Raw genomic sequence first — 12,978 nt, 5'->3', positions numbered from 1 at the left:
TTATAATTTCCGTGAATCAACTTCCCCCGGTGAGCCTATGAGAGCATTGGTTGGAACCGCCGTTGACTGCGGATCGGCCAGAGAGAACGTCGCGGTCATAGTGGAAAACGGGTTCATCCGGGACGTCGTCCCCCGGGAAAGGGTCGGTGAATACGCCGTCGATGAAGTTTACGGGGGAGACGGCTACATAATTCTGCCAGGCCTGGTCAATACCCACACCCACGTGGCAATGGCCCGCTTTAGGGGACTCGGCGAAGATTTTCCCATCGAGCGGTGGCTTAACGATGTTATCTGGCCCGCGGAGCTGGAGTGGACGAGGGAAGAGATACGCCGCTGGGCACTCCTCGGAATGGCCGAGGCCCTGGCAAACGGTTCGACGGCGATAAACGACCACTACTTCTTCGCCGGCGAGATAGCGGAGGTGGCTAAGGAGCTTGGAATCAGGGCCTTTATCGGCCAGACCGTTATGGACACGATTGACTTCCCTATAGCCGAGCCGGAGGAGGGCTTCAGGTTCTTCAAGAAATGGGCAGGAAAGGATGAGCTCGTAACTCCTGTCCTTGCTCCACACGCAACCAACACCGTTTCCCTTGAGCTGATGGGGGAAATCGGCGAATTCGCCAGGGAAAGAAACGCGCTCATCCACGTCCACATCTCCCAGAGCAGGGGCGAAGTGCTGGAGGTCAAGCGGCGCTACGGTCTCTCTCCCGTTGAATACCTCGAAAGGGCCGGCGTGCTTGGGGACGACCTTGTCGGCGTCCACGGCATCTACCTGAGCGATTCCGAGGTTTCCCTCTACGCGAAAAGCGGTGCGACGCTCGTCCATTGCTCTCTGAGCATGGCGAAGCTTGAGGCGAGGATAGCACCAATAATCGAGCTGGCTGAAAGGGGTGCCAACATAGCCCTCGGCAACGACTCCCCGAACCCTGTTGGAATGATGGACCCCTTTGAGGAGATGCGCTTCGCGGCGGTTCTGAATAAGGTCTGGAGGAAGAGGACTGACGTTGCTCCAGCTAAGGAAGTCTTCCGCTGGGCGAGCCTCGGCGGTGCCAGAGCTCTGAAGCTGAAGGCGGGCCTGATAAAACCTGGCTATCTTGCTGACCTCGTGCTGATAAACGCAAGAAAGCCCCGGTTCCTGCCGGGTGAGAACCCTTACTCACACATCGTTTACTCCACAAGAGGCAGTGACGTCGAGCTGGTGATGGTGAACGGAGAGGTAGTTTACAAAAACGGGATGCTGCTGAGGCTGGGAAAAACACTGGAGGAACTGTGGGAAGAGCTCAGGCCTTCCGGACGATGAGCTTGACTCCGTCAACGTCAACGACTTCGACAGTTTCGCCTATTTTCAGCTTTTCGTCCCCCTCGGCCAGGGCTATCCATCTGTCCCCCTCAAGCTCGACTATGTAGTGCTCTCTGCCTATCTCGACGATCCTTCCGCGCTTGCCCTTCAGGTCGAAGGTGTACTTGCCCTTTCCGGCATCCCGGACGTCCCTCTTTATGTACCTGCCAACGAGGATGTAAGCCACAACTGCAGCTACGAGGGCCAGGACAAAGCTCTCGGTGAATCCGACGCCGAATCCGAGCAGAACCCCCATGACGACCATGGCTGTTCCAATGGGTGTTATGAACGCGGCCACCATCATGTCGAGGACTATCACGAGCAGTCCAAGAATCAAAAGGGAAATTGGAAGGATATCCATCCTCACCACCGGTCTAAATCACTCCATCAGGTTCTTAAGCTTTTTCAGCTCGTCTTCTGAGGGATTGGTCGATACGCCCTCATTCCCCGGGTTGTCTCCCTTCGGGGGCTTCGGTGGCTCTGGTATCGGAACGTCCTTCACCTTCTGGAGTATCCTCAGCAGGCCGATGAGAGCTTCCGTGTCGTAGGGCACTATTAGGTTGCCGTACTTTGCAAGCTCGGGCATCTTCTCGATGTACTGGAGCGTGAGGTACTTCTCGTCTGCCTGGCTCAGAGCTTCGAGAACCTTCCTTATCGCCTCGGCCTGGCCCTCCGCCACGAGTATCTGCCTCTGCTTCTCACCCTCCGCCTTGAGTATGGCAGCTTGCTTCTGTCCCTCCGCTTCCTTAATGGCGGCCTCCTTCTTACCTTCGGCTATAAGTATCATGGCCCTCTTTTCACGCTCGGCCGTCATCTGCTTGGCCATCGCGTCCTGAATGTCCTTGGGCGGGTCTATGCGCTGTATCTCGACGCGCGTAATCTTGACGCCCCAGCGGTCGGTTATCTTGTCGAGCTCTTCCCTCAGTTTGGCGTTGATTATGTCCCTTCCGCTCAGCGTCTCGTCGAGCTCCATCTCACCTATGATGGCACGGAGGTTGGTCTGGGCGAGCTTGATTATGGCCATCAGGAAGTTGCTGACGTTGTAGATGACCTTTACGGGGTCGAGGATCTGGTAGTAAACAACGGCATCGACGGTGACGACGACGTTGTCCTTACAGATGACCTCCTGCGGCGGCACATCGACGACGTGCTCGCGCATGTCCACGACCTTGACGCGCTCCATGAAGGGGATTATGAAGTGTATCCCTGGCTCTAAAATCCTGTTGAACTTTCCGAGCCTTTCAACGAGTCCTTTCTGGTACGGGCGGATAACCTTTACGCTCAGCAGGAGCATTACCAAAAGAAAAACTCCCAGTATTATCAACGCGGCACCGGCAAAGGCTGCCATTACCATCGCCTCCAGTGATTTTTCAAACTTAAGTGGATTGAAGTTCTTATAAGGGTTTCTATTATGTCAACGGGACAAAGAGATAATCTGTGACAGGTTCACCCGGCAGGGTAAGAAAGCTCTCGGATCGTACAATCGAGCGATGATGTCTAGTCTAACCTTCCCCTGCCGTGAACGGCAAGGCTTTCAAAAGAAAAATGTCATGTTGGTCCTCCCTACCGGTCGACAGCAGGGGTTTATAAACCATTGTCGATTCGTATTCGGCACGTCTTTATAAACCCTTGCCGAACGGCGTTCCGCAAGACCGACCAATCGCCTTTATAAACCCCCGTTCCCTTCTAAGCGCGGTGGGAGAAAATGGGAAGGCCGGTCTTCCTCGGTAAGGCTTACATAAACTGGTGCGAGAAGTGCAACGTCCCGCTCATCGGTGACAGCTGTGCCGTTCACGGGGAGGAGAGCGTGTTTAAGCTCAACATCACGCCTCCCGGCGATTTGAGATTCGCCTTTGAGAAGGACATCGAGTTCATACGCTCGGTCTTCAGGGAGCACTACGGCGTTGACATTGGTAAACTCTTTGATGGTAAAATCGTCCTCCTCAACAAGACGCCCGGAGAGGACGACTCCTACGAGATAATCCTCGACGGCTACGTCTTCGGCTGGATACGCTTCGACCCGCTGGAGCTTCGCTGGAAGCCCGGCTTAAAGGTCGAGGGAGCTATGGCTCTCTGGAAGCGCTTTGGAAAGTCAATGAGGAAGTGGATAATCGTCGATGAGGGAGCCATAGAGCCAATACTCAACGGCTCCAACCTCCTGCCGGTCGGCATAATCGAAGCCGAGGGGAGCATAAGGAGAAACGACGGTGTAATCCTCGTCTCCGAGAGCGGTGAGGTTATCGCTACCGGCATAGCGAAGAAGGACTACGAAGCCTTAGCCAGCAAGGAGCGCGGGACCGGTGTCAAGGTGAGACGACAGAAGACCATCAACTACCGCGAGGGAAGGAAAGCCACGATGGAAGATGTGCTGAGGGCCAACTCCATCGAGCTTGAGAGGAAGGTGATGGAAGCGAGGCGCTTCATGAGGAAGGTTGCCGTTAAGTACTCCGACCTTCCGGTTGCGGTGGCCTTCTCCGGCGGCAAGGACAGCCTGGCCGTCCTTGGTCTCGCTCTTGAGGAGTTCGACGAGGGCTTCACCGTCTTCTTCAACAACACCGGCATAGAGTTTCCTGAAACTCTCGAATACGTCGAGGAGCTGAGGAGGGAGCTTGAGCCGAAGGGCATAAAGTTCATCGTTGCCGACGCCGGCGATGCGTTCTGGCGCGCCCTTCACGTCTTTTCCCCACCTGGTAGAGACTACCGCTGGTGCTGTAAGGTGACGAAGCTCGGCCCGATAACGATGGCAATAAAGGAAAACTACCCCGAAGGAGTGCTCATGTTCGTCGGTCAGAGGAAGTACGAGAGCATAAAACGCTTCAAGCAGCCTAGGATATGGAAGAACCCCTGGGTGCCGAACGAGAGGGGGGCATCGCCGATATTCCACTGGCGCGCGCTGGAGGTCTGGCTCTACATCTTCAGCAGGAAGCTGAAATACAACCCGCTTTACGAGGACAGGCTTGACAGGATAGGCTGCTTCCTCTGTCCGAGCGCCTCCCTGGCGGAAATCTACACTCTCAAGGAGGAGAAGCCCGAACTGTGGGCTAGGTGGGAGAACGAGCTCAAGGTCTGGGGGAAGCGCTTTGGAATGCCCGACGAGTGGATAACCTACGGCTTCTGGCGGTGGAAGAAGCTTAGCAGGGGCGAGAAGGCGATAGCAAGGGAGTTGGGCATTGAAGTTCCTGAGGAGCGTTCCTGGGAGCCGGTGAAGTATTCGATTGTGAAGAACGAGGACGGCTTTGCTGTTCGCTTCAACACCGTCGTGAACCTGAAAAGAATCAGAGAGGTCGCTCCAATCCTAGGAGAGGTCGAGGAAGGCGAAAACTACATAAGGGCGGGGAAAGTTACATTCAGACCAGATGGCGCCTACACGAGCGACTTCAACGAGGGAGTGCAGGCCTATTACCTCGTCAAGAGGGCCTACGAGTGCGTCGGCTGCGGCGTCTGCGTCGGCAAGTGCCCCGAGAATGCCCTCAGCATAGACCCTAGGAGCAAGAAAATCCTCGTGAACCCCGAGCTCTGCACCCACTGCAGGGAGTGTATGGACGTATGCCCGCTGTTAAAAATCAAAAACCCCGAGGAAGGAAGTCAGCTCTAATCGGGCTAGTCCTTTCTCTTCTCGTCCTCCTTTTTCTTCCGATTGTGGGTGCGGGGGAGTACGACTACGAGATAAACGCCTACGCGGTCTATTTCGACGTGGTTACCCCCAGCCAGGTGGAAGAGACGATTGAGATCGATTTAACTTCCCACACAAACCTCAGCGGGTACGTTATCTACACAGACTACCCCGTGGAGGATCCGCGGGCCGTTCTGGATCTTCCGAGCGGCGTGAAACCGGTAAACGTGACGGTCCGGGAGGTCCTGGGGGGAACGAACGCAATCTACATGTATTTCCAAACCCTTGGTCCGGGCGAGAGCGCGAGGATACGGCTGACTTTCACGACCAGGGGCATGATAACCGAGGACGAAGGGAAGAACCAGTTCACCTATTACATACGCTTCAGCCAGCCGGTGGGTCTCTTCCACATGCAGCTGATCGTCCCCAGGGGCTACGCGGTACTCTCTCCGATAATCCCGTCACCGGACAGGGTCGAGAGCTCCACAAGCCGGCTTCTGCTTGAGTGGACGCGCCGCGACCTCCGCGCTGGCGATGAGTTCTACTTCATAGTCGGCTTTTCGGGCGAGATAACCGTTCCAAGGCCGCCCTCACCGTGGATCTACGTCGGTGTTTTCATCATCGGCCTCCTCATCGGAGGGGGGAGCGTTTACGGCTACGCCCTCTACCGTGAGAGGAAGCGCGAGGAGGAAAAGGTGCACCTGCGGAGCGACGAGGAGAAGATACTCGCCCTGCTGAGGGAGGGCCCGGTTCTTCAGAGCGAACTCACCGATAAGCTCGGTGTTTCAAAGGCGAAGGTCAGCATAATCCTCCGCGAGATGGAGGAGAAGGGGCTGATAACCCGCGTGAAGGAAGGGAGAACCTACCGGGTTTTTCTGAAGGAGTGAGTACCTTTATAAACGCCTCCCCTATTCTTTCCTCTGGTGAGAGACATGGAGGAGTACTTCATCTGTCCGGAATGCGGTAGCGATGACGTCGAGGTAATCAGGGAGAGGGGGAGAGAGCTTACTCTGAAGTGCAATGAGTGTAGCAACATCTGGCACGTCACCCTTCCAAAGCTCATCAAGGTGCCCCTGATCGTCAGCAAACACGAGAGGAGCTTCAGGACCTTTGTCGAGCTACCGGAGGGTGAGGAGATAAAGGTCGGCGACATCGTCGAGACCGAAGACGACGAGGTCAGGATTACTGGAATAGAGCTCGAAGGGGAGAAAAGGGTCAACAAGGGCATGATAGGGGAGATAAAGACCCTCTGGGGCGAGAGCCTCACCTACCCAAAGGTCATCAAGGTGTCAATATACCTGCCGAAGGGTGTAACCCAGGCCTTCAGGGTCAAAGTCGGCAGGGACGAGGAGTTCGTCGTCGGCGAGGTTCTGGAGGTCGGCGGCTACACCTTCCGGATCGAGAAGATTAAAACGGAAACCAAGATGCTCCGCCATGGAAAGGCGAGGGCCGACAAAATCGTCTCCATTATGGGCCACTCGATTCCCCGCGCCCGCGCAAGGAGGAGCCTGGAGATATACAGGGGCTACGGCAGGGAATCCCGGTGAGAACACCGGAGATGATGAGGCTGTCTTTCCTTTTCTGACCCGTCGGGGAATGAAGAGCTTGGCCGCTGCTGATATCGAAATCCTTTTAAAGCCTCCCCCAGAATCGAGCATGCACAACTCGATGAACGATGAGGATTCCGGAGGGATGAAAAATGGCTAAGCCAAGCTACGTCAAGTTTGAGGTTCCGGCTGAGCTTGCTGAGAAGGCTCTCGAAGCTGTTGAGCTCGCTCGCGACACCGGAAGGATAAGAAAGGGTACCAACGAGACGACCAAGGCCGTTGAGAGGGGCCAGGCCAAGCTCGTTGTCATCGCTGAGGACGTTGACCCTGAGGAGATCGTTGCCCACCTCCCGCCGCTGTGCGAGGAGAAGGAGATTCCGTACATTTACGTTCCGAGCAAGAAGGAGCTCGGCGCCGCTGCCGGGCTTGAGGTCCCGTCGGCTAGCATAGCCATCGTTGAGCCAGGCAAGGGCCGCGAGCTCGTTGAGGACATCGCTATGAAGGTCAGGGAGCTCATGAAGTGAGCTCCTTTTCCCTTCATTCACGGAAAGGTTTAAGTTCATCCGTGCGAGGGATTTTTAGGTTAAGGGGTGTGAGAAATGAGCGACGAAGGATACCCGGCTGAGGTTATTGAGATAGTCGCCAGGGCCGGCGTCACCGGTGGCGTTACCCAGGTCAAGGTTAGGGTTCTTGAGGGCCGCGACAAGGGCCGTGTCATCAGGAGAAACATCAAGGGCCCGGTCCGCGTCGGCGACATAGTCATCCTCAGGGAGACCGAGCGTGAAGCCAGGGAGATCAGGACCAGGAGGTAATCACGATGGCCAGGTGGAACGTCTGCTCCTACTGTGGAAAGGAGTTCGAGCCGGGAACCGGCAAGATGTACGTCAGGAACGACGGCAGAGTCCTGTTCTTCTGCTCCAGCAAGTGCGAGAAGTACTACTTCATGGGGCGCAATCCAAGAAAGCTCAAGTGGACCAAGGCCTTCGAGGAGGCCCGCCTTCAGAGGGCCAAGAGGAGGAAGTGATTTCTTTCTTTTCTTAGTAATTTTAACCCAGCGTACTTTTTTGCTAATCTCAAGAGTTTGAATGACAAAGGCCTTAAATATGATAGGTGCATAATTACTTTTGACAACTACTTGGGGGGACAGATGAAGAAGGCCATAACGTGGTTTTTAGTTGGAGTGATTTTAGGGAATTTGCTATTGGTGTATGCCAATACAGATAGTCCAGAGAACAACCGTGGCAGAGAGCTTCTCACCCCCAAGTCTTCAATGGGATTTGAGATACAGGGTCCGCTTAACTGGAGTCCTAGACCCGTTCTTACAGAGATCCCGAGTGAATTGGTCACTCAGCTTCAACAACTTAACCCGAAAATACCCGAAGACACTGTACACATAGGCACGCTGGTTTTTGAAAAGAAAGGGATTATGTACTCCCTGTTCGTAGACAAGGATACTGACAATGTATGGTACGCACAATGGGACAAAAACTCTAACCGGCTCCTAAATGTTGGCACCGTCAGGTTTAAACTTCTGGAGAATACCACTCGCAGGGAGTCTAAGTATGTCGGATGGGCTTTTGGAAATAGGGTAAAACTCGTTGAGACATTCCATACGGAGAAACTTCAGGCGACTGATCCTGGAATTTTAAGCTCAGTATACATCATAACCGCATGGCAGTCCTACGAGTGGTATCTCGAAAATCCCATTACGGGGGAAGACTCCTTGACCACAAAAACCGTAGCAAAAGGAAAGTTCTATGTAGACTACGGCAACAGGATTCTCGGTGTTGATGATCTTTCATATGACTATCAGGTATTGGGAGTTATCAAGTGTTCATTCAGCTCCCATACCAGTGGAGTTGGCACGGTTTCTGCTGGAGTTTATGCAGATGCCAGTTATATGTTCTGGGACCTATTATCTCCAGTTGCTACTCACTGGGATGCACATCCCAGAGTTTTTGTGGATGCCTGGACAAATGTTGATGGTGATAGTTGGGGCAATAAGTGGATTGGTGGGCCATGGTGTTAATTTCTGAAAAACTTTCTTTTAGCTTCTATCCTTATCAGCGGCTCCATTACGTGGAATATTTATGACCAAAACGCATTTAACACTTCATGCTAAGCTCTTCTGGTGTTGCCGATGGCGGAGAAGAAGATAGAAAGAACACTCGTTATACTCAAGCCCGATGCCGTTGTAAGGGGTCTCGTGGGTGAAATAATCGGCCGCTTCGAGAAGCGCGGACTTAAAATCGTCGGGATGAAGATGATATGGATCGACCGTGAGCTGGCGGAGAAGCACTACGAGGAGCACAAAGGAAAGCCCTTCTTCGAGCCGCTCATCGACTACATCACCAAGGCCCCGAGCGTCGTCATGGTCGTCGAGGGCAGGTACGCCATAAGCGTCGTCCGGAAGATGGCCGGCGCCACCGACCCGAAGGACGCCGAGCCCGGAAGTATAAGGGGCGACTACGGCCTCGACATTGGCGACTCGATATACAACATAATCCACGCCTCCGACAGCCCTGAGAGTGCCGAGAGGGAGATAAACCTCTACTTCAAGCCGGATGAGCTCTACAGGTACTGCAAAGCCGCGGACTGGTTCTACCACACGCACGCCAGGGCAAAGAGGGAATACCTCGACAGCATGGACTGCCTTGAGCGCTGAAAGAAATGTTAGCCTATCACGAAACCTCCTTTTCCCTTCTGGTTCCTTCTAACGAACTCTACGTATTCATCCATAACCTCCCAGCACGATTCGGGGAGGAGCGAGCGCGTTCTTCTGACCGTAGCGATTAAGGTGCCCAAGTACAGGAGCAACATCAGAGGAACGAGAATCAGCGCGGTTACGAAGCCCTCCCCGAGGATTATCCCGACCGGAAGGGGAATGAGGCCCACCAGATAGGGGAGAAGGCGGAACCTTCCAGTTTCTGGAAGTTCGGAGAGACACTTTACCACCTCTCTCCAGCGGGGGAAATCGCGACGGGCTTTTCCGCCCACTATGATGTGCCCCTTGAGCCTGTATATTGAAAGGCTTTCCTCATCTGTTAGGCATTTAAGGCCTAGCTCCACCGCGAATTCCCCGAGTTCCCCATGGCAGGGTTCAGCGCTTAACCAGCCCAGCGGGTTCTTTTCGGAGAGCAGGGCAAGGGCCAGGTAGAGCACCAGGCCCGGTAATGCCAGCACAGGAAGTGCGCTCGATGCGAGCGCTATTCCTGTTCCAAAATCCACCCAGAACATTGGGGGGATGCTGGAAAACTCGTCCACCGTCAGGGAATTCCTGCCTCTGAGCCCGAGGTGGGCAACGATGATGAGAACTGCCAGGAACGTCTGGATCCCTATCATTTCGCTAGGAGTGAAATCTCCGAGAGGCGTGGAAAAGAAAACGTTTCCTATGCCCTTCCAGTCACCGTAGAGGCCGTCCGCGATAAGGTACGTTAGCAGAGGCACATTAAGGGCCATCGTTAGCTCATAGCTCCTTCCCTTCAGCTTCCCGAGTACGAGGGCCGTTCCCAGGCAGACAATTAACCCGAGTGCGAGCGCTATCATTCCACCACCGTGCAAACTTACGAGTGAAGTTTTTAATCCTTCCGCCGGCGAACCTTTAAAAGGCCACGCCGGAGTTAAGCTCAGGGGTGAGGGATATGAAGAAGATTAGGCAGCCGATCATAGCTGTTCTCGGACATGTTGACCACGGCAAAACTACTTTGCTTGACAGGATAAGAAATACTAATGTTGCAAGTAAAGAGGCCGGTGGGATAACCCAGCACATAGGCGCGACGGAGGTTCCCATTGACACCATAAAGCAGCTCGCCGGTCCGCTCATCCAGCTCTGGAAGGGCGAGATAAGGCTCCCCGGTTTACTATTCATCGACACTCCCGGCCACGAGGCCTTTACGAGTCTGCGCGCGAGGGGAGGAAGCCTGGCCGACCTGGCCGTCCTCATCGTGGACATCAACGAGGGCTTCCAGCCGCAGACGATAGAGAGCATTGAAATCCTCAGGAGGAACAGAACGCCGTTCATAGTTGCGGCAAACAAGATAGACAGGATAAAGGGCTGGAAGGTGGAGGAGGACGAGCCGTTCCTCGTCAACATCAAGAAGCAGGATCAGAGGGCCCAGCAAGAGCTTGAAACCAAGCTCTGGGAGCTGATAGGCAAGTTCTACGAGATGGGATTCCAGGCAAACCGCTTTGACCGCGTCCAGGACTTTACGAGAGAGCTTGCGATAGTTCCAATCTCCGCCAAGTACGGCATAGGCGTTCCCGAGCTGCTCGTCCTCATAGCCGGCCTGAGCCAGAAGTACCTTGAGGAGAAGCTCAAGATTGAAGTTGAAGGGCCGGCGCGCGGCACAATCCTTGAGGTTAGGGAGGAACTCGGCCTCGGAACAACGATAGATGTCATAATCTACGACGGAACGCTCCACAAGGACGACACGATAGTGGTTGGCGGCAAGGACAAGGCGATAGTGACGAAAATCCGCGCGCTCCTCAAGCCGAAGCCCCTCGATGAGATACGCGACCCGAGGTTCCGCTTCGACCAGGTTGACGAGGTGGCAGCTGCCGCGGGTATAAAGATAGCCGCCCCCGGACTTGAGGAGGCTTTAGCCGGCTCGCCGGTTATAGCGGCCCGCTCGGAGGAAGAAGTCGAGAAGGCCAGGCAGGAGATTCTGAGCCAGATACAGAGCGTCGTCATAAGCACTGGCAAAGTCGGTGTCATAGTCAAGGCCGATACCCTGGGAAGCCTTGAGGCCCTCAGCAAGGAGCTCAACGAGAAGGGCATACCGATAAGGAAGGCCGACGTTGGGAACATCAGCAAGACCGACGTAATGGAGGCTTTGAGCGTCCGCGAGGAGGAAGAGAAGTACGGCGTCGTTCTGGGCTTCAACGTTAGGGTGAACGAGGACGCCGAAGAGGTCGCCAAGGCCAGGAGTATTCCGATATTCACCGGCAACATCATCTACAAGCTCATCGAGGACTACGAGGAGTGGATCAGGGCGGAGGAGGAGAAGAAGAAGCGCGAACTCCTCAGCAAGGTCACCTTCCCAGGCGTCATAAGGCTCTACCCGGACGAGAGGTACGTCTTCAGGAGGAGCCACCCTGCGATAGTGGGCGTCGAGGTCGTGGAGGGCCGCATAAGGCCCGGAGTGGCACTCATCAAGCAGAACGGCCAGAAGGTTGGAGTCATCAAGTCCATCAAGAACAAGAACGACTTCGTCCAGGAGGCCAAGAAGGGCGACGCTGTGGCGATAGCCATCGAAGGGGCCATCGTCGGCAGGCACATCCACCCGGGAGAGACGCTCTACGTTGACCTGAGCAAGAACGATGTAATAATCCTCGCCAAGCAGCTCAAGAACGAACTGGACGAGACGGACATAAGGGCCCTAAAGATGACCGCCAAGGTCAAAGCACAGCAGGACCCGTTCTGGAAGGCGGTTTGAGTTAGTTTTTATCTCCTTCTTCCAACTCTTAGTGGTGAGCACCGTGGAGAGGCAAAGGCTGAAGTGTCCCCTGTGCGGAGGAACCGATTTTCAGATGGAGGATGGGAAACTCGACAGCAAGTGGGGTTTCACCGCGCACAACGTCAAGATAGTAATCTGCAGGAACTGTGGCTACGTCATGCTCTTCTACAAGGGCAGGACGATATGGGACTTCGATTAAAAGCAAAATTAAAGCTTGCCCTGAAGCCATCCAGCGAGCTTCAAGCTCGCGCCTTTCTCGATTTCTCCACTCAGGTTCTCCTTCAGCGCAAAGGCCCTGACCTTTCCGATGGGCTCGTTGCTGAGGAGCATGAGGTAGCCACTGCCACATGGTGTTGAGACTTCGTCAACCTCAAGGACGTGGGCCGTCATGACGTAGTCGTCTATGAAGGCATTGCCAACGCTCACAGTGGCCGGAAGGAGTATCTCGGCCTCGTTGAGGTCAATTACAACCTCTCCGCCATCCGGTAGATTCGTGGTTTCTCTCCGTAACTCCTCAGTTGTCCCGGTGTACACGAGAAAGGCCAGCCTGACGTTTAGCTTCTCCGAGTTCAGGTAGGTTTCTTTTCTCTCTATGTAATCAGTTGCGTAAAAAACAACGCCTGGAGCGTACTCGTTCAGGACAGCTCCAGAGATATTGGCTTCGGGCCACTTTTTCCACTCAAGGACTTCCTCGATCTCAAACTTGGTTTCTATTCCTTCGAGAACCGGGAAAGCGGTCACCGGCTCTTCCTCACGCTTCACAACCCTGAGGGAAAGCCCATTTGCCAAAGGGACATCTACGATCTCATAAGAGAGCTTTTCCTTTCCAAGAAGCTTTTTCTTTTCAAACTTGACGCTCCTGGAGGGATACTTCCCAAGGATTGCGTCCTCTATTAGCTCCAGCCCCTTCTTCTGGGAGCTGCAGACCGTATCGAGGTGACTCCCGTGGTGGATTCCACCTATGAATTTTAATTTTTTCCTTCTGTCAAAAACCATTTAATCCCACCAACATGAGTAACAAGA

Annotated in this window: 15 protein-coding genes; 11 read left to right on the top strand and 4 right to left on the bottom strand. The window is 54.4% G+C overall.

The features are described from left to right. The first annotated feature begins 37 nt into the window (after window positions 1-37). Window positions 38-1,300 carry an amidohydrolase gene (locus TIRI35C_RS07070; RefSeq protein WP_188202293.1) on the top strand — a complete coding sequence of 421 codons (1,263 nt, stop codon included), beginning with the start codon at window positions 38-40 and terminating at the stop codon, window positions 1,298-1,300. On the opposite strand, the gene TIRI35C_RS07065 is transcribed toward TIRI35C_RS07070, so the two are convergent. Together TIRI35C_RS07065 and TIRI35C_RS07060 are read right to left on the bottom strand one after the other, a co-directional pair. Next, on the bottom strand, window positions 1,281-1,700 hold the full coding sequence (locus TIRI35C_RS07065; RefSeq protein WP_188203111.1) for an NfeD family protein: 420 nt from the start codon (window positions 1,698-1,700) through the stop codon (window positions 1,281-1,283). The genes TIRI35C_RS07070 and TIRI35C_RS07065 overlap by 20 nt on opposite strands. An 18-nt stretch (window positions 1,701-1,718) precedes the next feature. After that, complete coding sequence (locus TIRI35C_RS07060; RefSeq protein WP_188203110.1) at window positions 1,719-2,687, bottom strand: SPFH domain-containing protein; 969 nt, start codon at window positions 2,685-2,687, stop codon at window positions 1,719-1,721. A gap of 357 nt (window positions 2,688-3,044) precedes the next feature. Here TIRI35C_RS07060 and TIRI35C_RS07055 point away from each other — a divergent pair, with 357 nt between their 5' ends. From TIRI35C_RS07055 to ndk, 8 genes are all read left to right on the top strand, one after another. Then, a complete protein-coding gene (locus TIRI35C_RS07055) occupies window positions 3,045-4,934 on the top strand; it encodes a phosphoadenosine phosphosulfate reductase domain-containing protein (protein WP_188202292.1) in 1,890 nt (629 codons plus the stop codon). Beyond that, window positions 4,886-5,839 (top strand): helix-turn-helix transcriptional regulator, encoded by a 954-nt coding sequence (locus TIRI35C_RS07050; RefSeq protein WP_188202291.1) that lies wholly within the window; start codon window positions 4,886-4,888, stop codon window positions 5,837-5,839. Before TIRI35C_RS07055 ends, TIRI35C_RS07050 begins: the two co-directional genes overlap by 49 nt. A 45-nt stretch (window positions 5,840-5,884) precedes the next feature. Beyond that, window positions 5,885-6,499 (top strand): HVO_0476 family zinc finger protein, encoded by a 615-nt coding sequence (locus TIRI35C_RS07045; RefSeq protein WP_188203109.1) that lies wholly within the window; start codon window positions 5,885-5,887, stop codon window positions 6,497-6,499. Between the two features lie 152 nt (window positions 6,500-6,651). Beyond that, window positions 6,652-7,023, top strand: coding sequence for a 50S ribosomal protein L7Ae (gene rpl7ae / locus TIRI35C_RS07040; RefSeq protein WP_058939102.1), 372 nt, complete (start codon window positions 6,652-6,654; stop codon window positions 7,021-7,023). Between the two features lie 75 nt (window positions 7,024-7,098). Further along, window positions 7,099-7,311, top strand: a complete 213-nt coding sequence (locus TIRI35C_RS07035; protein ID WP_014011629.1) for a 30S ribosomal protein S28e — start codon at window positions 7,099-7,101, stop codon at window positions 7,309-7,311. A 5-nt stretch (window positions 7,312-7,316) separates the two neighbouring features. After that, window positions 7,317-7,523: a 50S ribosomal protein L24e gene (locus TIRI35C_RS07030; RefSeq protein ID WP_014011630.1), complete on the top strand. Its 207-nt coding sequence runs from the start codon at window positions 7,317-7,319 to the stop codon at window positions 7,521-7,523. 123 nt (window positions 7,524-7,646) lie between these two features. Then, on the top strand, window positions 7,647-8,528 hold the full coding sequence (locus TIRI35C_RS07025; protein ID WP_188202290.1) for a hypothetical protein: 882 nt from the start codon (window positions 7,647-7,649) through the stop codon (window positions 8,526-8,528). A gap of 111 nt (window positions 8,529-8,639) precedes the next feature. After that, a complete protein-coding gene (gene ndk, locus TIRI35C_RS07020) occupies window positions 8,640-9,164 on the top strand; it encodes a nucleoside-diphosphate kinase (RefSeq protein ID WP_188203108.1) in 525 nt (174 codons plus the stop codon). Between the two features lie 8 nt (window positions 9,165-9,172). Here the strand turns inward: ndk and TIRI35C_RS07015 are convergent, their stop codons facing one another. Then, a complete protein-coding gene (locus TIRI35C_RS07015; RefSeq protein ID WP_188202289.1) occupies window positions 9,173-10,045 on the bottom strand; it encodes a hypothetical protein in 873 nt (290 codons plus the stop codon). Window positions 10,046-10,140: 95 nt separating this feature from the next. Here TIRI35C_RS07015 and infB point away from each other — a divergent pair, with 95 nt between their 5' ends. After that, window positions 10,141-11,934 (top strand): translation initiation factor IF-2, encoded by a 1,794-nt coding sequence (gene infB, locus TIRI35C_RS07010; protein WP_188202288.1) that lies wholly within the window; start codon window positions 10,141-10,143, stop codon window positions 11,932-11,934. Between the two features lie 43 nt (window positions 11,935-11,977). After that, window positions 11,978-12,154, top strand: coding sequence for a zinc ribbon domain-containing protein (locus tag TIRI35C_RS07005; protein WP_218042198.1), 177 nt, complete (start codon window positions 11,978-11,980; stop codon window positions 12,152-12,154). An 8-nt stretch (window positions 12,155-12,162) separates the two neighbouring features. Here TIRI35C_RS07005 and TIRI35C_RS07000 read toward each other — a convergent pair whose 3' ends face one another. Beyond that, window positions 12,163-12,951: a hypothetical protein gene (locus tag TIRI35C_RS07000; RefSeq protein ID WP_188202287.1), complete on the bottom strand. Its 789-nt coding sequence runs from the start codon at window positions 12,949-12,951 to the stop codon at window positions 12,163-12,165. Between the last annotated feature and the right edge of the window lie 27 nt (window positions 12,952-12,978).

This window comes from Thermococcus camini (assembly GCF_904067545.1).
GTDB classification, from domain to species: Archaea; Methanobacteriota_B; Thermococci; order Thermococcales; family Thermococcaceae; genus Thermococcus; species Thermococcus camini.
This window is presented reverse-complemented; position numbering and strand designations above follow the sequence as displayed.